This is a genomic window from Paraburkholderia elongata (assembly GCF_013177735.1).
Lineage (GTDB): Bacteria > Pseudomonadota > Gammaproteobacteria > Burkholderiales > Burkholderiaceae > Paraburkholderia > Paraburkholderia elongata.
In genome coordinates, this window is sequence record NZ_WOEZ01000043.1 from 129,289 (window position 1) to 152,521 (window position 23,233).

A 23,233-nucleotide genomic window follows, 5' to 3' on the forward strand; every position below is an offset into this window, starting at 1 on the left:
CGCGGTCATGAGTCGCGTGCGAGCGGCGCTACGCGAGCCGATCGGTCCTGTCCATCCCGACAACGAGGTATCGTTTGGAACACACTTCCTTTGCGTTGACGCGCACGCAATCCCGCACATTGGCGCATGCCGCCGGTCCCAATCTCTGCGCCGTCTACCGGATCGACGGCCTTCCCGATGTCGAGCGTCTGTCCTCCGCCGTGGCGCAACTGGTGGCGCATTGCCGGCCGCTCGCCTACCGGCTCGTCGAAGCCGAACAGGGCACGCGCTGGGTCATCCGCGGCGATGTGCGCGCAGAATTGAACGTCATCGACCTCGACAGGCGTGACGCGCGCGACGAGGCAGCCGTGCTGTCGTTGATCGACGGCCTGTGCGCGCGTGCCTTCCGCATGGACGCCGGACTGCCGTGGGCGTTCACGCTGCTACGCGCCGGCGCGCACAGTTATCTGGTGTTCGCGTGCCATCCCGCCTTGCTCGACCGTTTTTCGCTGACGTCGTTGTTCGACGCGCTTTCGCGGGCCTATCGCGGCGAGGCGCCGGGCACGACGCTCGGCATCGATCAGCAAGGCCTGCTCGACGCCGAGCGTGCACTGCTTGAGAGCGACCGTTTGCAGACCGACCTCGATTTCTGGATCGGCCAGGTGGGGGACGCCTCGTTCGAATGGCATGCGCCGCGCCGGCAGAACGCGCTCGCCGACAGCAGCTTTACGGTGCGCCTCGACGCTCAAACAGGCGCTGCATTGCGCAATGAAGCAAAAGCGCTCGGCGTCGCGCCCGATCTGCTGATCAAACTGTGTGTTCACGTGCTGCTGCGCCGCATGACCGGCAGCCGCGCGGTGCTCACTGTGCATCATCAGCGCGGCCGCTGCCAGCGTGACGAGACGATCGGTTTCGACGAACGGAGGCGTCTCCTGAAAACCGACTTCGACGACACGATGACGCTGCGGCAGTTTCTACGGCACGCCGCGGCGCGCGCCGAGATGGCCGATTTTCACGCCGAACTTCCAGCCTTTGAAGTGCAGCACGACATCGAGCGGCGCGAGCCGGGTTTCGTGCGCGCGACCAATGTGGTGTGCGAGACCGACAGTTTGCCCTATGACGCGCTCACGCTCGGCACGCTGCCGGTGGCGTTGCTGGCACCGTACTCGCGCCGCTTCTCGCACGAGGACACGGGCGTCTATCTCGATGTGCGCGAGGAGATCGCGCTGCACGTGCATAGCCGCCATCCCCAGGAACTCGACGGCTTGCGTCTCGCGTTCGAGCATTTGACGGCGCTGCTCGGGCGCGTCGGCGAGAGTCTCGAGCAGAAACTCGATGCGATCGATCTTTATACGCCGGCGTTGCGGCAGCGTTGCGCAGCGTGGTCCGAGGGCGGCCCGCTCGCGGCACCCGCGCGCGACGTGCTCGATCTGTTCGCGCAGACAGCACTCGAGCACGCCGCGCATCCGGCGGTCAGCGGCCCGGACGCCACTTTCACTTACGCGCAACTGGCGCTCGCCGCGCAACGTGTGGGTGCAGCCCTCGCCGCGCTCGAGCCGGACGTACCGGATGGGCAGGACGCGTTGATCGGTATTTGCGTTTCGCGCGGTGCGCGCATCGTTCCGGCAATGCTCGGCGTGCTCTCCCGTGGCGCGGGCTATTTGCCGCTCGATCCGCAGATGCCCGATGAGCGCTTGCGCTACATCGTCAAGGATGCGCAACTGCGAGCGGTCATTGTCGATGCGGCGACGCACGAGCGCTTGAGCGCGCTGGCCGATTGCGCGCTGTACCGGATCGAGGATCTACTGATGGGCCCGGCGGCTGGGGCGACCACTGCGCAATGTGCGCCGGCCGATCCGCAGCGCACTGCCTACGTGATCTACACCTCTGGCCCCACGGGCAAACCCAAGGGTGTCGTCATCGAGCGCGGCATGCTGGCGCACCTGATCGCTTCGCTGACGGGCCGCTACCGGCGTGATGCAAGTACACGCTGGCTACAGTTCGCGTCCGTTAATTTCGACGCCAGCGTGCTGGAGATCTTCAACCCTCTGACGCACGGCGGCCACCTGATCGTCGCGCCCGACGCGGTGCGTACCGACGCCGATGCGCTGTCCGCCTTCCTCAACGCCGAACGCGTCACGCATGCGTTCCTCCCGCCGGCGATTCTCAAGCTGTTGCCGCGTCGCGCGCTGCCGCATCTGGACACGGTTTTATGCGGCGGCGAAGCGAGCGACGACGAGACGATCCGCTTCTGGTCTGGTGTGCTGCGCCTGTCGAACATCTACGGGCCGACCGAGACCACCGTGATGGCGACCGAAAACACTTTCGACGGCGACAAGCCGGCCAATCAACTGGGGCATCCGCTCCCCGGCTACCAGATCCATGTGCTCGATGAGGAAGGCAAAGCGGTGCCGCTCGGGGGGATCGGCGAGATCTGCATCGGCGGCTCGGCTGTTTCACGCGGCTATCTGCTGCGCCCCGAACTGACCGGGCAGAAGTTCCAGGCGAATCCATTCGGCCCGGGCCGTCTCTACCGCTCCGGCGACCTCGGCCGTTTTCAGCCGGATGGCGCGATCGAGTTCCTCGGCCGCAGCGATTTTCAGGTGAAGATCCGCGGCTACCGGATCGAGTTGGGCGAAATCGAGGCCAGCATCGTCGAGCAGCCGGAGGTGCGCAGCGCCTATGTCGGCACGTGCGAGCGGCAGGGCGGCACGGCGCTGGTCGCCTGGTATGTGGGCGCCGCGCTGGAGCCTGCGGTGCTGAGAAGTCGTCTAGCGCAACGTCTAGCGCATTACATGGTGCCGGCGTTCCTCCTGCAGATCGAGGCGCTGCCCTTGACGCTGAACGGCAAGATCGACCGCAGCAAATTGCCGGCGCCGCAAACCGGTCCGGCTGACCCTGCGAGCCGCGCTTTCGACGCCTTCGAGCTGGCGGTGCAAGCGATCTGGTCGGAGGTGCTGGGCGTGCCGCTCGAGAGCGTTGGCGAGCACAGCCACTTCTTCCAGTTGGGCGGGCACTCGCTACTCGCCACGCTCGTGTGCAACCGTATCAGCGCGAGCTTGTCCGCGCCGGTCAAGCTGAAGACGCTGTTCGAGCATCCGCAGTTCGATGCCTTCTGCGCAAGGGCGCGGCAGAGCGTCGAGCAAGGCGCCGCGTTGCCGCCGCTCGTCGCGCAACCCGGCGCGCCCACGCCCGCGCCAGTGGCAAGCCGGCTCGTGCAGATGATGCACACCCGCGCGCTCGGCAAGCGTGACGATAACGCGTACAACATCGTGATGCGGGTGGACTTCGGCGGGGCCGCGAATCCGTTGCGATTGCACCAGGCGCTCGTTGCCGTGCTCGCGCACAACCCGATCTTCAACGCGAACTTCGCAGAACGCGGCGGGCAATTGCTGGTGCTGCCGGGCACTGTCGCCATACCGACCGATTTGCACATTCCGCTGGAAAGCTGCGATGCCGGTGCTATCGACGCGCATGCCGATGCCATGCGCGCGCTGCGTTTGCCGCTCGACTGTGCGCCGTTGTGGCGCGCGCAACTGTTGATGTCCCCGCAAGAGAACCGCACCACCTTGCTGTTCTGCATTCATCACGCGATTTTCGACGGCTGGTCGTTCAAGCTGTTGCTGGATGAACTGACGTCGCACTATGAAGGTAAGCCGGTTTCAGGCGAGCGCCTCTCGTGGTTCGACTACGGTCATTGGGCGCCGCAACTGGCATCTTCGCCGCGCTTTGCCGCCGCGCGCGACTACTGGATGCGCAAGCTCGACGCCGTTGCCTTGCGCACCGAACTACCGTTCGACGCACTGCAGCGCGGGCCCAACGCGAACTGCTCTTTGGCGCTGCATGTGCGGCCGGCCCAGATGCGACGCCTGAAGCAGATTGCCGGCGCGCACGACATGATTTTGCCGCCCGTGCTGTTTGCGCTGTATCTGGTATGGATGTGGCGCGTGAGCGGCCAGCAGCATCTGGCATGCGCCTATCCGTATGCGGGCCGCGATGTCCCTGGCAGTGAGGGGATCTATGGCATGTTCGTCTCGATGGCGGTGCTGGTGCAGCGCATCGACACGCGGCAAGGCTTCGGCGAGCTGGCGCGCGCGGTGCAACGCCAGATGCTCGACGACCGCGATCATCTGCTCGCTACGCCTTACGAAACCGATAACGCCCAGCTCGGTGCGCTGAACACGATTTTCAGTTTGCAAAACGGCATCGACCTGAATGGCCATATCGGCGAGGCGGCTTATCACGCCGAGGAACGTCCTCCGCTGACGTCGAAAGCGGACGTGTCGGCGATTTTCTATGTGCGGCCCGATGGCGGTCTGGACGGGCGCTTTGAATACGACAACAGCTCGGTGCTGCGCGCAGCCTCGGTCGAGCGGATGGCCGAGGTGTTCATGACGCTGTGCGACGCCGCGGCTCACCAGCCTGATGCGCCGGTCGGCGAACTCGCCTGGATGAGCGACGCACAACATGCTCAGTGTCTGAGCTTCGCTTGCGGCGAGCCGCTGCCGGATGCACCGCAGTCGATCCCTGCGCGTTTCGCCGAGGTGGTAGCGGCGCACGCGTCGCGCGTTGCCGTGCGCTGCGGCGAGCAGCAGCTCAGCTATCGCGAACCCGATGTGCTCAGCGATGCCATCGCCCGCGGCTTGTCAGCCTGTGTGCCGCCCGGTGCGCGCATCGGCTTGAGCATGCAGAAGAGCGTCTTGCTCGTGGCGACCGTGTTGGGCGTGCTCAAAGCGGGCTGCGCGTACGTGCCGCTCGACCCGGCCTATCCCGCCGAGCGCTTGCGCTATTTCGTCGAAAACTGTTCGGTCGATACGGTGCTCGCCTATGAACCGAGCGGCCGCGCGCTGGAGGCCGCCGGGCTTGGCGAATTGCGCAAGCTCGACCCGGCGGTGCTGGCGAAGGGGCCGCCGCACCGGCCCCACGCTGTCGGCCCCGAGGCGCTCGCTTATGTGATCCACACGTCGGGCTCGACCGGCAAGCCGAAGGGGGTGCTGGTCGAACAGCATAGCGTCGTTCGGATGGTGGCCGGCGCGAGCCGCGCGCTCGGCTATGCGCCGGGCAGCGTCAGCACCTTGGCGGCGTCCACCAATTTCGACGCGAGCGTGCTCGATCTGTTCCTCGCGCTGCTGCACGGCGGCACGCTTATCGTGCTGCCGGAGGAGGCGCGCCGCGATCCGCTGCTGCTGCACAGCTTGTTGAAGGCGCAGCGCGTCACGCATGCATCGCTGGCACCGGTGGTGGTGCAGAGCTTGCCGCGCGAGCCGCTGCCCGATCTGCAACTGCTCGGCTTCGGCGGTGACACGCTGGACCAACCGAGCGCCGCCTGGTGGAGCGAACACACCCAACTGTTCAGCCTGTACGGTCCCACCGAAATCACGGTGATGGCCTCATGCGGGCAAGCGCTGCCGGGTGGGCCGAGCCGCATCATCGGCAAGCCGCTGCCGGGCTACCGGCTCTATCTGCTGAATGCCCAGCGGCAACTGGCGCCGCTTGGCACAGTCGGGGAAATTTACATCGGCGGCGAGAATCTGGCGCGTGGGTATATCAATCAATCGGCCATGACGATGGAGCGCTTCGTGGTCGATCCGTTTCGCGATGCACCGTACGCGTTGATGTATCGCACCGGCGACCTCGGCCGTTTTCTCGCCGACGGCACGATCGAATACTTCGGCCGCAACGACGCGCAGATCAAGCTGCGCGGCTTTCGCATCGAACTCGGCGAGATCGAGAATTGCATCGCGGCCGCTCCGGGCATCGCGCATGCTGCATGCCGGGTGTGGGGCGAGGGCGAGGCGCGCTATCTGGCCGCGTATTACGTTACCGGGACGGGCGCGAGCGGTGCCGCGCTTGATGAGGACACGCTGCCTCCGGCATCGGCCGCGACGACAGTTTTTTCCGGCTCGGCGGCAACTCGATTCTGGCCGTGCGAATGCAGGCGCAATTGCGCGATTCGCTCGGCATCGATTTCCCGATGGCTGCGTTCTATCGTTCGCCCACCATCGCGACACTCGCGGATGGCCGTCATGAAGACATGATCGAGCGCGCGCTCGCGGATGCGGCAGAGCCGTTCACCATCGAACATGCCGCACCGGCGTTGGCTGACAGCGCCGAAGCTGCGCCGATCCGCACCATGCTGTTGACCGGTGCGAGCGGCTTCCTTGGCATTTACCTCCTGCATGCGTTATGTGGCCGGCTCGACGAGGTGGTGTGCCTGCAACGCTGTGCGAGCGCGGCGGCAGGGCTAGCCGTGTTGCAGGACAAGGCACGCGAGGCGGGCCTTGCGATCGACTTCAGCCGCGTCGAGGTGATCCCCGCCGATCTTGCCGCGCCGCAGCTTGGCTTCGACACGCCGCGCTGGCGGCAACTCGCCGCGGAGGTCGACGCGATCCTGCATTGCGGCGCGTTCGTGCATCACCTGCATAGCTATGAGGAGATGAAGCGCGCGAATGTCGGCGGCACCGAGGCCTTGCTGCGGCTCGCGTTGACGCAGCGGCAAAAACCGTTCTGTTTCATCTCGACGCTGTCGGTTGGCGAGATGCTGGCGGGCGCCGTGCGCATCGACGAGCACGTGAGCAACGCGCGTCCGCTGCTGGACAACGGCTATCTGCTGACGAAGTGGGTGGGCGAACAGCGCGTCGCGGAGTGCGCGCGCCGCTTCGGCTTGCCGGCGGTTGTCGCGCGGCCGGGCAATATCACCGGCGACAGCCGTACCGGCTTCAGCAACTTCGCGCACAACCATTTCTGGCTGTTCAACAAGGGCTGCTTGCAGCTGGGCGCTTATCCGGAAACGGCGCGGGAAGTCGAGATGATGCCGGTCGATCTGTTGGCGGGCGCATTGACCGCGGTGGCGCTGCAGCCGCGTACTGGAATACGGACGGTGAATCTGAACAACCCGCTCGCGCTCACTCAGCGGCAGTGGTTCGCGGCGCTCGCCGCTTGCGGTTTGCGCGCCGATCCGCAAGCGGTGGCCAGCTGGCAACGGCGGTTGGCGGATCTCGAGCCATCGAACGGTCTGGCGCTGATTCGCGACTTTTATACCGGTGACCTTTCCGTCGCGCCATTGCCGGTCGACCAGATCGGCACGTTGACAGAGCTGGCGCGGCACGGCATGGATCTGAGCGTTGACTACGGCGCGCTGATCCAGCTCTACGTCGGCTATTTGCGTGACGCGGGTTTTCTTGACCCGGTATCGGAGACGGTGGCGTCGTAAAGCGCGGTGCAGGTGCGCGAGCGACTGGCGTTGCGTCGCCCGTTCAGCTTGCGCACCGAACGATTGTGCGCTTTGTAATAGGCTGAAATATGACCGGATTGGTCCGCGGCTAAAATACGCCTACACTTCGATGGCCTCTTTCGAGAGGCATCGGTGGAAGTCTTTCATTTAGCCCGCTTCGCGCGGGCTTTCTTTTTTGCGCGGCGTTTTGCGCAATCAATCCAGCCGCGAAAACGAAAAAGGCGAACCCGTCGATGAGTTCGCCTTTGTTTTCGTGCGCCGCTTGGTGCTCGCGGTAACGCATACGGTAATGCACGCGTTGCCGGACGCACTGCCGGACACGGTAACGCGCGCCGGGCCTTACCTTACTTCAACGCTTCCCGTGCAGCCTTGACCGCGGCGAGCACCTGCTCGGGCGCCGTGCCGCCTGGATGGTTGCGGCTCGCCACCGAACCTTCGAGCGTCAGATACGAGAACACGTCCTCGCCGATCAGATGCGCGACGTTCGGCAGTTCCTTACGCATTTCTTCCAGCGTCAGGTCGGCCAGATCGCAGCCGCGATCGGCACACACGCGAACCGCCAGCGCCACCGCTTCGTGCGCGTCGCGGAACGGCAGGCCGCGCTTGACCAGGTAGTCGGCGAGATCGGTTGCAGTCGAGAAACCTTGCAGCGCAGCGTCGCGCATGGCTTGCGGCTTAACCGAGATGCCGGCGACCATTTCAGCGAAGATGCGCAGCGTGTCCGCGACCGTATCGACGGTATCGAACAGCGGCTCTTTGTCTTCCTGGTTGTCTTTGTTGTAAGCGAGCGGCTGGCCTTTCATCAAGGTCAGCAAGGCGATCAGATGGCCGTTCACGCGGCCCGTCTTGCCACGCGCGAGTTCGGGCACGTCCGGGTTCTTCTTCTGCGGCATGATCGACGAGCCCGTGCAGAAACGGTCGGCCAGATCGATGAAGCCGACGCGCGGGCTCATCCACAGTACGAGTTCTTCCGAGAAGCGCGACACGTGCGTCATCACCAGAGCGGACGCTGCCGTGAATTCGATTGCGAAGTCACGATCGGACACCGCGTCCAGCGAGTTCGCGCAGATGCCGTCGAAGCCCAGCGTCTTCGCCACCGCATGACGGTCGATCGGGTAGCTGGTGCCGGCCAGAGCGGCTGCGCCCAGCGGCAGACGGTTCACGCGCTTGCGGCAATCGATCATGCGTTCGGCGTCGCGCGAAAACATTTCGACGTAAGCCATCAGGTGATGGCCGAACGTGACCGGCTGCGCCACTTGCAGGTGCGTGAAGCCCGGCATGATGGTCGATGCATTCTTCTCCGCCATGTCGAGCAAGGCCGTGCGCAGCTCCGTCAACAGGCCACCGATGCGGTCGATTTCGCCGCGCAGCCACAGGCGGATGTCGGTCGCGACCTGGTCGTTACGCGAGCGGCCCGTGTGCAGGCGCTTGCCGGCGTCGCCGATCAGCGCGGTCAGACGCGCTTCGATGTTCAGGTGGACGTCTTCCAGATCGAGTTGCCACTCGAACTCGCCTCGCTCGATTTCACCCTTGATCTGCGCCATGCCGCGTTGGATCGCGGCGAGGTCGTCGGCGGCGATGATCTTCTGCGCGGCCAGCATCGAGGCGTGCGCGAGCGACCCTTCGATATCGACGAGCGCCAGACGCTTGTCGAAGAAAACCGACGACGTGTAGCGTTTGACGAGTTCCGACATCGGCTCCGAGAAGCGAGCCGACCAGGCTTCGCCTTTTTTGTGCAGTTGGGACGTCATGGTGTTGGGCAGTTGAACGAGGTGAGGACGCTGACGGCGTTTGCGTACGGTGCAGGCGCCATCGAAACGAGCGAAAGACGGGGATTTTAACACTGGCGGGCGGCATCAAAGATGCCGCCCGCCAGCGGCCGTACAGGAAAGCGCAGCTACTCCCGCACCAGCACCACCAGCTTCAGATCCTCGCGATGCGCGGGCTTGAAGGTGATCTGGTCGTAGACGATGCGGCCGTCGCGCGGATGGTTGAATTCACGCCGGCCGCCTTCGCGGCCGCCGACGTCCTGTGACGCCCAGAAGCGTGCGAATGCATCGCTGGCGGCAGTGAGCGAGTCGATCAGCCCACGGGTGGGCGCATCGTTCAGATGGCGGATCGAATCCGCGCGGAATTCGGCGGCGAGACGCCGTGCGCGTGTTTCCCAGTCGACGATCAGCTCGCGTGCGGCTGGTTCGGTGAAGGTGTAGCGCAGCAGGTTGCGGTCGTGCGTGCTGTCCAGCCAGCCGACGAACAGGTCGGCGGCGCGTGCGTTCCAAGCGAGCGCGTTCCACTGCCGGTCGAGCACGTAAGCCGGTGCGTTCACGAGCTGCACGGTTTCGAGCAGGGTGGCGGGCGCGTCGGCGGCAGCCGGATCGGGTTCGGCCGGGTCGCGCTGCGCGGCCAGCTCGAACAGATACGCCCGCTCGGCGCGCGACAGTTGCAGCGCGACGGCGATCCGAGCCAGCGCCTCGGCGGAGGCGGAGACCGGGCGGCCCTGTTCGATCCACGTGTACCAGGTCGGACTCACGCCGCACAGCTGCGCCACTTCTTCGCGCCGCAAGCCGGGGGTACGGCGGCGCGGGCCGGGCGGCAGGCCGAGCGCTTGCGGCGAGAGCCGTTCGCGATGAGCGCGGATGAAATCGCCGAGTGCGCGGGCAGGCGTGGCGTCGAGCGGCGGCGGGTTGTCGGCGGAGGACGGCGTAGTCATTCTTATCGGGCCGCGCTTGGAGCGCGTGTCGGGTGGTGTCGGGGTGGTGTTATTGATACCAGAATAATTGCTTAACTTGTACTGGTACACGGCGGGTTCTATTGTAACGGCTGGAACGGCGCAACGCCGTCCAGACCAACCAGGCCCAAGCTCGGCCCAACGTCACATAGATAACCGGAGCCTTCCATGAAGCACCACGATCAAGTCGCCGACGCCTTCGGCTCGACCGCCGCCGCGTATTTGACGAGTCAGACGCATGCCACCGGCGCCGATCTGCAGACGCTGGCCGAATCGATCGCCGCGACGCCGGATGCGAAGGTGCTCGATATGGGCTGCGGCGCAGGCCACGCGAGTTTCGCGGTGGCGCCGCATGCAAAAGAAGTGGTCGCGTACGACATCGCGCCGCAAATGCTGGCGACGGTCGACGGCGCGGCCAAAGATCGCGGCCTGACTAACATCCGCACGCAACAGGGTGCCGCCGAAACGTTGCCGTTCGACGATCATTCCTTCGACTGGATCATCAGCCGGATGAGCGCGCATCACTGGCACGACGTGCCGCTCGCGCTGGCCGAAGTGCGGCGTGTGTTGAAGCCGGGCGGCAAGGTGCTGTTCATCGACATCGCCGGCGTCGATCACCCGCTGCTCGACACGCATATTCAGGCGGTCGAATTGTTGCGCGACGGCTCGCATATCCGCGACTACCGCGCTGACGAATGGATTGCTTTGTTCGAAGCGGCCGGTTTCAAGGCATGGATTCGCGAGCGTTGGCGCATCGCGATCGAGTTCAGCTCGTGGGTGGCGCGCATGCGCACGCCGGAGCCGCGTGTGGTGGCGATTCGCTCGCTGTGGAGCAACTCGCCCGATGAGGTACGCCAGTATTTCGACGTGCAGGAAGACGGCTCGTTCAAGCTCGACGCGCTGATGGTCGAGGCGCAGTAAGGCTAATCAACCGGGCGGATCACCCACCCGGTTGATGTGGCTCCGATCAGCCGGTATTACGCAATCCCGCCGCAATCCCGTTGATGCTCAAATGAATCCCGCGCCGCACGCGCGCGTTGGTATCGCCCGCACGGTGACGCTTGAGCAACTCGACCTGCAAGTGATTCAACGGATCAAGATACGGGAAGCGGTTCTTGATCGAACGCGCGAGCAGCGGGTTCTCCGCGAGCCGTTCGCTCTTGCCCGTAATCTCCGACAACACCTTCGACGTCCGCTCCCATTCCGCGACGATGCGCTCGAACACATGCTTGCGCAGCTTCTTGTCCGACACGAGCTGCGCATAGCGCGAGGCCACTGCGAGGTCGGTCTTCGCCAGCACCATGTCCATGTTGGAGAGCAGGGTCGAGAAGAACGGCCAGGTCTTATGCATTTTCTTCAGCAGCGCAAGACGGCGAGTGCGCTCGGCGTCGCTCGGCGCGCTGTCCAGATGCGCGGCCACCGCGCTGCCGAAACCGTACCAGCCGGTCAGCAGCAAACGGCATTGACCCCACGAGAAGCCCCACGGAATCGCGCGCAGATCTTCGATCTTGCGTTGCTTCGGGTCCTGCAATTTGCGCGAAGCCGGACGGCTGCCGATGTTCAACTCGGCGATCTCCGAGATCGGCGTCGACTCGAAGAAATACTCCTTGAAGCCCGGCGTCTCGTAGACCAGCGCGCGATACGACGCCATCGCCGCGTCGGACAATTGCTGCATCGTCTCTTCGAAGGCGGGCAGTTGCGCGGGCGCATTGCCATGCGGCAACAACGAGGCTTCGAGCGTCGCGGCCACCACGGTTTCCAAATTACGCCGGCCGATTTCCGGATTGCCGAACTTGCTTGCGATCACTTCGCCTTGCTCGGTCAAACGGATCTGGCCGTCGACGGTGCCCGGCGGCTGCGACAGAATCGCCTGATAGGTCGGACCACCGCCACGGCCTACCGTGCCCCCCCGTCCATGGAACAGGCGCAGGGTCACGCCGCGTTCATTGAACAGCGACACGAGGGCAAGCTCGGCGCGATACAGCTCCCAGTTCGATGTCAGGAAGCCGCCGTCCTTGTTGCTGTCCGAATAGCCGAGCATCACTTCCTGCTCGTTGCCCTGATGTTCGATCAGTGCATCCACGCCCGGCAACGCGATCAGATCGCGCATGATGTGCGGCGCGTTGCGCAAATCGGGGATCGTTTCGAACAATGGGATCACCATCAAACCCGCTTGCGCGGGATCGTGCGCGTCGCCCAGACGGCCGTGCAGCAGGCCGGTTTCCTTTTGCAGCAACATCACTTCGACCAGATCGCTGACGGTCTCCGTGTGCGAAATGATGTAGTTGCGCACCGCGCGCGTGCCGAACTTCTCGCGCGTGACGCGGGCCTCTTCGAGCACGCCGAGTTCGCTCTTCACGAGATCGGAGTACTCGGCGTAGGGCAGACGCAACGCACGCGGCTGTGAAAGTTCGGCGAGCAGCACCTTGAGCTTGTCTTCTTCGGAGAGCGACGCATAGTCGTCTTCGACGCCCGCGCGTTTCAGCAACTCGGCGATCACTGCTTCATGGATGTCCGAGCTTTGGCGCAAGTCGATGCTCGCCAGATGGAAGCCGAACACTTCGGCGGCGCGCGCGAGCGGCGACAGGCGCGGTGCCGCGAGCGGCGCGCCATGATGCTCGGCGAGCGAATCGATCAGCACGTGCAAATCGCGCACGAATTCGGCGGAATCGTCGTACGGCTTGGCGCGTATCGGCGCCGCGCCGCGGCCTGCGCTGCGAACCGGCACGCTGCCTTCACCGAGACGTACGCGCGCGCTCGCCGCGAGTCGCGTGTACATGCCGATCAAGGCACGGCGATACGGTTCGTCGGTACGGTGCGGCGACTGGTCGGGCGAGATGGCCGCGAGTTCTTTCAACGCGTCGCTTGCACCCGCGAGCAGGTTCGACACCGACAACTCGGCGCCCAGCTTGTGCACCTGCTCCATATAGTGTTCGAAGATCACCGCGGCCTGGCGGGTGATTGCGTGCTCGAGCGTTTCGGCCGTGACGTTTGGATTGCCGTCACGATCGCCGCCAATCCAGCTGCCCATCTGGAAGAACGGCGGCAGGCGCGCAGCGAGGCCGTGCTCGGCGAGCGCTTCTTCGATGTCGGCGTAGAGCGCCGGAATTTCTTCGAGGAAAGTCGCGCGGTAATACGACAGCGCGTTTTCGATTTCATCGGCAACCGTCAGGCGCGAGTCGCGCAGCATCCGCGTTTGCCACAGCGACGTGACGCTCGCACGCAGCATGGCTTCGTTATGCGCGCGTTCGCGGTTGGTCAACTGCTGATCGCGTTCGGCCAAAAGGCGCGCGACGTCGTGCTGCGCGTCGAGAATACTCTTGCGCTGCACTTCTGTAGGGTGCGCGGTCAGGACCGGCACGATCAACGCTTCGTTGAAGAACTGCTGCAGGACCGGCGTTGCGGCGGCGCCCGCCTCGACGAGCCGATCGAGCGCATGCGCGATGGTGCCCGGTTGCGAGGTCGAGCCGGCCAGCGCGTGAATCCGGTGACGGCGATTGCGGTGGCGGTCTTCAGCGATATTCGCAAGATGCGAGAAGTAGCTGAACGCGCGCACCACGCTGACCGTTTGCTCCGGGCTCAGCGAACGCAGTTTCTTGTCGAGCGTCTGCGCGGCGGCGTTGTCGTCCTCACGGCGAAAACGCACGGCGGTCTGACGGATCGTTTCCACGATGTCGAACACCGCATCGCCTTCCTGTTCGCGCAGCACGTCGCCGAGCAGGCGCCCCAGATATCGGATGTCCTGAAACAGCGGATGATCCTTGTCCTCACGCGTGCGGCCGCTGCTTTTCGACGCGGGCGCGATCGTGTCGTGCGAAACGGCTTGCAGCGCGGGCGCTTTAGCGGCTTGCGGCGCGGCTTCGCTCACGGCGACCTTGATCTTCGGGGACTTGGCTTTGGCCGGTTTCAGCGCCTGGGCGGCGTTCGCGGCCTGCGCCGCCTTATCTGTCTTGACGGCCTTCACCGTTTTGTCTGCCTTCGCCGACGCGGAGGTTTTCGCGGACTTAGGGGCTTTGGCGACGTTAGCGGCCTGGCTTGCCTTGGCCGCTTTGCGGGCGCGTTTGGCCGGTGTGAACTGGGCAGCCGTTGCGGCGGAAGCAGAAGCGGCGGGCGCCGCGGCGGCGTCGGCCGCTTGAGCGTTGGGCGATGCAGTGTTGCGGCGGGCAGGGCGCGCCGATCCGGAAGACGTCACGATGGGTTTCCTCAGGGAAGCCAGGGTCTGTTGAGTGATGAACTGCTACTGCGGAACTGCACGATGAGTTGCAACGTGAACTGCGCGAAACCAGCACGGAATCAGGACAAAGCCAGGACAAAACGGTATGCGCCGATGACAATGCGCCGGAGAGGGTGGCCGCGCGCGCATTTGCACAAAGCGCACGAGATGCATTGCATGCACGATAAGCACGCGAGGCACGTTGCGCCGCATTGCATCATCCCGCATGCCGCGCTCCGGTGCGCGAACGACCGTGCTTGAACAGGCTGGGATGAGGCAGGCGCGCGCTGCGCGAGGCCCGTCTCCATCATCGATACCGTGTCGGCACGGCGCTCCGCTGTGCCTTGTGACACGGGGGCGCGTGCTAACATTGATTGTTATTACCTCCCGTCATTCGATCAGCAAGCTAATGAACACCGAGACGTTTTTTGCGCCACCCCACACGCTTGTGATTGCGTCGCGAGAAAGCCGCCTTGCCATGTGGCAGGCGGAGCATGTGCGATGTGCGCTGCACAAATTATATCCATCTTGTGACGTAAAAATCCTCGGAATGACGACACGTGGCGATCAAATTCTCGATCGCACTTTGTCGAAGGTTGGTGGTAAGGGCCTCTTCGTCAAAGAACTGGAAGCGGCGCTGGCCGACGGCCGCGCCGATCTGGCCGTGCACTCGCTCAAAGACGTGCCGATGGAATTGCCCGCGGGCTTTGCGCTGTCCACCATCATGGAGCGCGAAGATCCGCGCGACGCGCTGGTCTCCAACGACTATGACTCGCTTGCCGCGCTGCCGGCCGGCGCCGTGGTCGGCACTTCCAGCCTGCGCCGCGAGGCCATGCTGCGCATGCGTTACCCCCATCTCGTGGTGCGGCCGTTGCGCGGCAATCTGGACACGCGCCTGTCGAAACTCGATCGCGGCGACTATGCGGCGATCATCCTGGCAGCTGCCGGTTTGAAGCGTTTGGGCCTCGGCGAGCGCATCCGCGCGCTGCTCGATCCTGAAGACAGCTTGCCCGCAGCCGGTCAGGGCGCGCTCGGCATTGAGATTCGCGCTGATCGCGCGGACCTCGCGGCATGGCTCGCGCCGCTGCATCACGAACATACGGCAGCGGCCGTCGAAGCGGAGCGGATGGTCTCGCGCGCCCTCGGCGGCAGTTGCGAAGTACCGCTCGCGGCCTATGCGACCTGGCGCGACGGCGCGCTGCATCTGCGCGGCATCGTCGCTACGCCCGACGGCCAGCGCGTCTTGAGCGCGCAGGCATCGGCGCCGGCGCCCACCGTCGAACGCGCCATTGCGCTCGGCCAGGAAGTGGCGAGCGCGCTCGAACAGCAAGGTGCGATGGAAATCGTCCGTGCGCTGAGCACGGCCAACGGTCCCGCGGCAGCGTCGGCGGACGGCGCGTCGGATAGCGCGGCGACCGGCGAGTGATGGCGGCCGATATCCCGGGCAACGCATCCTCATCCGTCGGCAAGGCGGCGTTCACGGTTGTGATTACGCGACCGGCCGGTCAGTCGAACGAATTGATCGCGCAACTCGCGGCGGCAGGTATCGCCGTGCTCGACTTTCCGCTGATCGACATCGCGCCTGTCACCGACGACGCGCCGTTGCGCGTAGCGCTGGCTTCTCTGGAACGCTATGCACTGGTGGTGTTCGTCTCGCCCAATGCGGTCGACCACGCGTTTGCCCGCAGCGATGCGATCTGGCCGCACGCGCTGCCGATCGGCGTAGTCGGCCCGGGCAGTGTGCAGGCGCTGGCGCGCCACGGCGTCACCGCACTGGCGTACAACGTCATCAGCCCGCCGTCCGAACCCGACGACGAAACGGCACGCTTCGATTCCGAAGGCCTGTTCGCGGCGATCGATACCGCGCTCGGCGGGGCGAGCCTCGAAGGCAAGCGCGTACTGATCGTGCGCGGCGACGGCGGCCGCGAATGGCTTGCCGACCGCTTGCGCGAGGCGGGCGCCGAAGTCGAAACCGTTGCGGCCTATCGCCGCCTCGTGCCGGAACCGTCGATCGGCGGCTGGGAGCGCGTGCATGCGCTTCTGGCCGGCGCACCGCACGCCTGGCTGCTCACCAGTTCTGAAGGTGTGCGCAATTTGCATGAACTCGCGCAAGAGCATCTGACCGCCGGCGAAATCGCGCAACTGAAGCACGCCAACCTGATCACGCCGCATCCCCGTATCGCGCAGACCGCGCGGGCATTGGGTTTTGATAGCATTACGGTGTCCGGCGCGGGCGATGATCGCATTGCCCGCGCCTTGCTTGCCGCCGTCCCGACCGTTGTTCAACCGGTACCGTCCAACCCGGCTCATTCACCGGCTAAATCACGCATGACTGAAACGAACGCATCCACGAACGCTTCACCCCAGCCGGCCGCAACTACTGCGTTGCCGCCGAATCCACCCTTCACGCCCTACGAAGCGCAAAAGCGCCGCAGCGCGAGCGGACCGCTGCTGTGGTTTGTCGTCGTGATCATCGCTTGTGCGGCGGGCGTGGGCGGCTATGCGCTCAATCGCAAGGTGGAGCGCACCCAGCAGCAGCTCGCGCAACGCCAGCAGGCGAACGACGCGCAGACCAACGAGCTGCGCACCAAGACCGATCAGGCGCTGGCCACGGTGCATCAATCGGACGCGCAGGTCGCACAACTCGAAGGCAAGCTCGCTGACGCGCAAACCGCGCAGCAGGCGCTGCAACAGCAATACACCGATCTCGCCCGCAATCGCGACGACTGGACGATGGCTGAAGTCGGCCAGATGCTGTCGGCCGCGAGCCAGCAATTGCAACTCACCGGCAATACGCAACTCGCGCTGTTCGCGCTACAAAGCGCGGACACGCGTCTCGCCGCATCGGATAGCCCGCAGGCCGTGACTGTGCGCAAGGCGATCGCGCAAGACATCGACAAGCTGAAGGCCGCGCCGTCCACGGATCTGACGGGTATGGCGATCAAGCTCGACAACGCGATCGACCAGGTCGACAACCTGCCGCTCTCCGGCGAAGCACCGATTGCCCACGCCACGCCGAAGGCCGCCACCTGGGCCGATACGGCGAAGGTGGCCGCGGCCACCGGCGAGCCGCGCTGGAAAGTGTGGTGGCGGGAAGTCACGACCGGCATCGGCCAGCAGTTGACGAGCCTCGTGCAGGTGCGCCGCATCGACAACGCCGACGCCATGCTCGTCACGCCCGATCAAGGCTACTTCGTGCGCGAGAATCTGAAGCTGCGTTTGCTGTCGGCGCGCCTTGCACTGCTCTCGCGCAACCAGACCACGCTGAAGTCCGACCTGCAGGCGGCGCAGGCTGCGCTCACGCGCTACTTCGACAACACGTCGAAGAAAACGCAGACCGTGATCGATCTGGTCAAGCAGGTGGATGCGGGTTCGGCCGCGGTTGAACTGCCGAATCTGAACACCAGCCTGCAGGCCGTCAATCAATACCGGAGCCGAGGTTAATCATGGCAATCCGGGGACTTCTATGGCTCGCGTTGCTGTTCGCCATCGCGGTGGTGCTGGCGGTGGTCGGACGCTTCGACATGGGGCAGGTGCTGCTGATCTATCCGCCGTACCGCGTCGACATCTCGTTGAATCTGTTCGTGGTCGGACTGGTGGTGCTGTTCATCCTGCTGTACGCGCTGCTGCGCATTGTGCGCAATATCTGGCGCATGCCGCAGCGCGTGGCTGCCTATCGCGCTCGCTCGCGTGTCGCGAAGGCGCACGCCGCACTGCGTGACGCGATCGGCAATCTGTACGCCGGGCGTTTCTCGCGCGCTGAAAAAGCCGCGAAAGATTCGCTCACGAATGGCGACAACAAGGGTGCGGCCGGTTTGATCGCGGCCACCGCGGCGCACCGTATGCATGAATATGCGCGGCGCGACGAATGGCTCGCCCAGATCGACGAGGCCGACTGGCAGGACGCACGCCTGATGGCCACCGCCGACATGCGTGCCGATGGCCGCGACGCGGACGGCGCGCTGACCGCGCTCACCGAAATGCAATCGCAGGGCGCACGGCGCATTCACGCGCAGCAGATCATGTTGCGCGCGCAACAGCAACTGAAGAACTGGGGTGAAGTGCTCAAGCTCGTCAAGACGCTGGAAAAGCGCGAAGCGATCCATCCGGCGGTGGCGGTGCGCTTGCGCCAGCTCGCGGCGGAAAACCTGCTGCGCGACCGGCGTCATAACGCTGATGCACTGCTGGAGTTGTGGAATTCGCTGTCGGCCACTGAGCGTCATTCGCCGCGTCTCGCCGATCTCGCCGCGGAATTGCTGGTGTCGCTGAATCGTCCGCAGGAAGCACGCAAGATCGTCGAAGAAGCGCTGGCGCAGAACTGGGACGCGCGTCTGCTACGCCGTTATCCGGACACGACAGGCGGCGACGCGCTGCCGCTGATCCAGAAGGCCGAAGGGTGGCAGAAGGATCGCCCGGAAGACGCGGACTTGATGTTCGCCTTGGGCCGCTTATGCCTGCATCAGCAGTTGTGGGGCAAGGCGCAATCGTTCCTCGAGCGTGCGCTGAAACTGGCCGACAACGAGACGCTGAAAATTCGTTCGCATCGCGCGTTGGCGCGTTTGCATGAACAGATCGGCGATTCTGCTAAGGCGAGCGAGCATTATCGCGAGAGTGCGTTGGCGATGAATATCGTTTGATGCTTTGATCGCTGCTGCGTTTGATTGCGCGCTGCAGTAGGTGGAGAAAAGCCCCAGGCGTTGTAAGACCCAGCCCCTCACTTAGCGTGTTGTTTTGAGGCGGTTGATTCTTTATGATGCCCCGTAGGTCAAGGACTTACGGGGCATCATCATGTCTGACAGAGATTTTGGGGAAGACGAAGCTGAAGCGTCGCCCTTGAAGGGGCCCCGAATCCCGCCAGAAGTGGACGGCATTCAAGTCAACCATTGCAAGTCGCCTCAGTGCGTTAATTTCAGTTACCCGGCAAGCCCTAACCGCCCTTATCGCCGAAACGGAACTCCGTCCGTTTTCGGCGACTATATCGTCGGCACCAGCAATCGTGACACGCCGTCTATCAAATGCGCGTTTTGCAACGAAAAATCGCCAATTCGCAGTAATCAGGCGATAGCTGAAGAATATACCCGGTTGGGTAATCATCTTTACCGACAGGTCTTCGAGCCCTCGTGTAAAACGGAAGATTGCTCGATGCGCGAGGTTCCGCTCTCTCAAGCGGGCAGTCAATATATTGCGTTCGGCAAAACATCTTCTGGGACGCAGCGTTACCGTTGTTTAGAATGTAAAAAGACATTTACTGGCGCACAAAAACCAACTTCCGGACAACGACGTCCGGAGAAAAACCGCGACGTCTTCATTCTGATGGTCAATCGCGTCCCGTTATCACGGATAGTCGAGACAACAACCTTGTCGCCCCAGGCGGTGTACGACAAAATGGAGTTTATTTACAAGCAATGTCGTCTGTATTCGGGTGCTCGTGAGGCGAAACTATTAGAATCGGACTTTATTCTCCCGAAAATGTATGTGGCGGTTGACCGGCAATATTATCTCATTAACTGGCTGAAACGAGATGACCGAAGGGCGGTGCAGCTGAATGCGATTGCCACGGCCGATTTGAAAAGTGGCTACGTTTTCGGAATGCATCTTAATTTCGACGAGTCGGCCATTGCGAGTGAAATCGAAGCCGCCGCCGCAGCAGCCGGGGATGCCCATTTAACGCCCGGCCTTTCCGGCAGTACGCACGGCTTTGGTTAGCCCAAGACTACACAGAGGGCCTGACTGACGCCCAGCACCGGGTCGTGGCCTCTATCACGAGCCCTCCGCCGGGATTTAATGACGCACTGCTCAACGAGATTGTTGAAGAATATGCGGATGCGGACGCGCGGGCTGATATCGAAGAGTCCGATTTTAAGAATAAGGAGCTCCAACTCCCCAAGAGCGGTATGCAGGTCCGAGAAACATATACGATGTATGCTCACTTTCAGCTGGTAGCTCGGTTTTTAAAGAATGCACCGAAGGTTCGCGTATTCATGGACCAGGATTCTGGCTTTCGAGCGGCATTTATGTCTGCGTATCGAGACAGGATAAAGGCGCGCACAGCGGATGGATTTTTTGTGAAGGTCGCCAAGGACGCTACGGCGTACCAGAAACAACGTGCGGTTATTGATGCAAAGAAGAAGTTGATTCAGTTTATGGCGGAAAACGGTATCACCGATGAGTATTCCGCCCAGGTCGAGATGATGAAGTTAAATGTAAAAGCGGCAACCCCTATTGGGCGCTGGGGCGACAAATGGGTGAGCCATCCCATGCCGATTGCCTCAGAGCCACGCAAGCAAATAAGCTGGCAAACTAACCTCGGAGATTATGACGAAAATCATGAGGCTCGATTGCTTTTGAAGCCTCATTGCATGCTGTTGACCGGTTTTTTATGATTACCCGTCGTCGCCTCACGAAGGCCGAGCGGCCAGTCGTAAGTGTTCGTAGAAACCGGGCCATGTGGCATGGCTATGCCGCATATAACCCATAATATCTCGCACGAGAGCTTGAGGTTTGCCGGGTTTATTTTAATTTCTGTGTCGTGGGAAAGGACAAGAAAACCCCTGCCATGCGTCTCGGACAGGCATCGAATCCGGTCGACCCGCAGGAAATTCTGGACTTTTTTTAAACAAACACGCTGTTTTGTATAAAAAAGGACAGGGATTTGAGTCCCTGTCCTCGAATCAGCCCCGCCCAGCAAGGCCCCTAACAACACGCCAAGTGAGGGGCTGGGTTGTAAGACGCCGGGGGCTTTTTCGTTGGTGGTGCGATGCTTCAGTGTGATGCGCGTTGCGAGTCACGGAACCGTGAACGGTGACCCGTGAACCGTGACGTACGGCGTTTGACGGCGCTTCCTGCCTTACGTCACGAATCCAACATCGTCACTTATTGACCATCTTCGCCGGCACACTGATCGCCAGCAAACCGCCAAGAATCATGAACGCCGCCAGCATATACATGCCGGAGTCGTTCGCGGCAGTGGCCTGCTTCAACCAGCCGACCGCGTAGGGGCTGAGAAAACCCGCGAGATTGCCGATCGAATTGATCATCGCGATGCCGGCTGCCGCGCCCGTGCCGGCAAGGATCGCCGTCGGCAAACTCCAGAACAGCGGCAGGGTGGTCAGGATGCCCATGGTCGCGAGCGTAAGCGAGGCCATTGCCAGCACGGTGTTGTGCGTCCACACCACGGAGAGCACGAGGCCAATCGCTCCGGCGAATGCCGGCAACGCGATATGCCAGCGCCGCTCGCGCGTGCGGTCTGCGCTGCGCGAGACGAACACCATCGCGACCACCGCCGCCGCGAACGGAATCGCAGACAGCAGGCCGATCATGAACGCGTCCGTCACGCCGGTCGCCTTGATGATGGTCGGCAACCAGAAGCTCACGCCGTACAGGCCCATCACGAACGAGAAGTAGGTGAGGCTCAGCATCAGCACGCGGCCGCTCGTGAGCACCTGACGAATCGGCATGTCGTGCTTGGTGGCTTCTTCGGCCGACACCTGACGTTCGAGCAATTCCTTCTCTTCCTTGGTGAGCCACTTGGCCTTCGAAATGCGGTCGTCCAGCATCAGAAACACCATGATCCCGACGATCACCGAAGGAATCCCTTCGAGCAGAAACAGCCACTGCCAGCCATGCCAGCCGTTCATGCCGTTGAAGCTCTTCAGGATATAACCCGAGACCGGGCCGCCGATCACGCCGGACAACGCGATTGCCGTCATGAACCAGGTGGTCATGCGGCCACGACGGTGCGACGGATACCAGTAGGTGAGATACAGGATGATGCCGGGAAAGAAGCCCGCTTCGGCGAGACCGAGCAGGAAGCGCATCACGTAGAACATGGTCGGCGTGGTGACGAACATGGTCAGCATCGAGATCACGCCCCACGACACCATGATCCGTGCGATCCACACACGTGCGCCCACCTTGTGCAGGATCACGTTGCTCGGAATTTCGAAGATGAAATAGCCGAGGAAGAAAATCCCCGCACCGAAGCCGTAGACCGCGTCGCTTAAGCCCAGATCGGTGGTCATTTGCAGCTTGGCGAAGCCGACGTTGACGCGGTCGAGATACGCGACCACGTAGCAGAGCATCAGGAACGGCGCGAGCCGCCAGCTAACCTTGCGGTAGGTCGCCTCTTCGAAACTGGAAGGTGGCGCACCCGCGCCGGGATGGTGGAGCGGATCTGCGGGACTAGCCATGGTGTCTCCTCTTTTCTTGTGGAAATGAAGTACCGACGTCGATCGCGATTCTAGCCGTGCTGGATGGTTTGGTTTGCATGGCGTTTACACGCAGCGCCCGCCGTCCACTTCGAGACACACGCCGGTGATGAACTCAGCCTCGTCCGAGGCGAGATACAGCGCCGCATTGGCGACATCCTGCGGCGTCGAGAAACGCCCGAGTGGAATGCCGGCGAGAAAGCGCTTGCGGTTCTCCGGCGTATCTTCGACACCCATGAATTCCGACAGCAGCGCCGTCTCGCCCATCACCGGGTTCACACAGTTCACCCGAATGCGGTCCGGACCCAGTTCGACGGCGAGCGACTTGCTGGCGATGATCACCGCGCCCTTGCTTCCGTTGTACCAGACGAGGCCCGGCCGCGGCCGCACTCCGGCCGTCGACGCTATATTGATGAAAGCGCCGCCGCCTTGCTGGCGGAAGTACGGCACGAATTCCTGCACGCTCCAGTAGAGGCTTTTGACATTCACCGCATAGACACGGTCGAACTCGGCTTCCGTCACGTCGAGTACCGGCTTGTTGCGATGTGTAGTGCCCGCATTGTTGACGACGATCTGCACACTGCCGAAGTCTTCGAGCGCGGCCTCGCGAAGCGTCTGCCAGTCCTCGCGTCGCGTGACGTTGCCGGCCACCGCGATCGCCTTGCCGCCGGCGAGAGCGATTTCGCTCGCCACGCGTTCAGCCGCCGCGCCGTTTAGATCGTTGATCACCACATTCGCGCCTTCGCGCGCGTAGGTCTTCGCGATGCCTTCGCCGAAACCCGAGCCGCCACCCGTGACGATGGCCGTTTTACCTGTCAACCGCATGATGTCTCCGCTGTTTGTTGTGGATGGTGATGCGCCTGCTTCTGTGT

The 23,233-nt window shown here is 63.3% G+C and carries 13 protein-coding genes; 8 read left to right on the plus strand and 5 right to left on the minus strand.

Features of this window, described 5'->3' with window-relative positions; translation table 11 throughout:
- Positions 1-74: 74 nt before the first annotated feature.
- Entirely contained in the window at positions 75-6,017 is a 5,943-nt protein-coding gene (locus GNZ13_RS09080) for a non-ribosomal peptide synthetase (RefSeq protein WP_172162467.1), read from the plus strand.
- Entirely contained in the window at positions 5,906-7,192 is a 1,287-nt protein-coding gene (locus tag GNZ13_RS09085; protein WP_328807204.1) for a thioester reductase domain-containing protein, read from the plus strand. The genes GNZ13_RS09080 and GNZ13_RS09085 overlap by 112 nt, the downstream gene beginning before the upstream one ends.
- A gap of 365 nt (positions 7,193-7,557) precedes the next feature.
- Here the strand turns inward: GNZ13_RS09085 and argH are convergent, their stop codons facing one another.
- Together argH and GNZ13_RS09095 are read right to left on the minus strand one after the other, a co-directional pair.
- Positions 7,558-8,964, minus strand: a complete 1,407-nt coding sequence (gene argH / locus GNZ13_RS09090) for an argininosuccinate lyase (protein ID WP_172162473.1) — start codon at positions 8,962-8,964, stop codon at positions 7,558-7,560.
- 146 nt (positions 8,965-9,110) lie between these two features.
- Positions 9,111-9,923 carry a helix-turn-helix transcriptional regulator gene (locus GNZ13_RS09095; protein ID WP_172162476.1) on the minus strand — a complete coding sequence of 271 codons (813 nt, stop codon included), beginning with the start codon at positions 9,921-9,923 and terminating at the stop codon, positions 9,111-9,113.
- Positions 9,924-10,109: 186 nt separating this feature from the next.
- On the opposite strand from GNZ13_RS09095, the gene GNZ13_RS09100 reads away from it, so the two are divergent.
- Positions 10,110-10,862: a class I SAM-dependent methyltransferase gene (locus GNZ13_RS09100; RefSeq protein ID WP_172162479.1), complete on the plus strand. Its 753-nt coding sequence runs from the start codon at positions 10,110-10,112 to the stop codon at positions 10,860-10,862.
- A 46-nt stretch (positions 10,863-10,908) separates the two neighbouring features.
- Here GNZ13_RS09100 and ppc read toward each other — a convergent pair whose 3' ends face one another.
- Positions 10,909-14,133, minus strand: coding sequence for a phosphoenolpyruvate carboxylase (ppc, locus tag GNZ13_RS09105; RefSeq protein ID WP_172162482.1), 3,225 nt, complete (start codon positions 14,131-14,133; stop codon positions 10,909-10,911).
- A gap of 430 nt (positions 14,134-14,563) precedes the next feature.
- Between ppc and hemC the strand changes: the two genes are divergently transcribed.
- From hemC to GNZ13_RS09130, 5 genes are all read left to right on the plus strand, one after another.
- Entirely contained in the window at positions 14,564-15,580 is a 1,017-nt protein-coding gene (gene hemC / locus GNZ13_RS09110; protein WP_172162485.1) for a hydroxymethylbilane synthase, read from the plus strand.
- Complete coding sequence (gene hemDX, locus GNZ13_RS09115; protein WP_172162490.1) at positions 15,580-17,598, plus strand: fused uroporphyrinogen-III synthase HemD/membrane protein HemX; 2,019 nt, start codon at positions 15,580-15,582, stop codon at positions 17,596-17,598. The genes hemC and hemDX overlap by 1 nt, the downstream gene beginning before the upstream one ends.
- A gap of 2 nt (positions 17,599-17,600) precedes the next feature.
- Positions 17,601-18,791: a heme biosynthesis protein HemY gene (locus GNZ13_RS09120; protein WP_172162493.1), complete on the plus strand. Its 1,191-nt coding sequence runs from the start codon at positions 17,601-17,603 to the stop codon at positions 18,789-18,791.
- Between the two features lie 151 nt (positions 18,792-18,942).
- On the plus strand, positions 18,943-19,860 hold the full coding sequence (locus GNZ13_RS09125) for an IS1/IS1595 family N-terminal zinc-binding domain-containing protein (RefSeq protein ID WP_172162496.1): 918 nt from the start codon (positions 18,943-18,945) through the stop codon (positions 19,858-19,860).
- Between the two features lie 44 nt (positions 19,861-19,904).
- Positions 19,905-20,537, plus strand: coding sequence for a hypothetical protein (locus GNZ13_RS09130; RefSeq protein WP_172162499.1), 633 nt, complete (start codon positions 19,905-19,907; stop codon positions 20,535-20,537).
- 486 nt (positions 20,538-21,023) lie between these two features.
- Here the strand turns inward: GNZ13_RS09130 and GNZ13_RS09135 are convergent, their stop codons facing one another.
- Both GNZ13_RS09135 and GNZ13_RS09140 read right to left on the minus strand, forming a co-directional pair.
- On the minus strand, positions 21,024-22,343 hold the full coding sequence (locus GNZ13_RS09135; protein WP_172162502.1) for an MFS transporter: 1,320 nt from the start codon (positions 22,341-22,343) through the stop codon (positions 21,024-21,026).
- Between the two features lie 84 nt (positions 22,344-22,427).
- Complete coding sequence (locus GNZ13_RS09140) at positions 22,428-23,186, minus strand: SDR family oxidoreductase (protein ID WP_172162505.1); 759 nt, start codon at positions 23,184-23,186, stop codon at positions 22,428-22,430.
- Positions 23,187-23,233 lie beyond the last annotated feature (47 nt).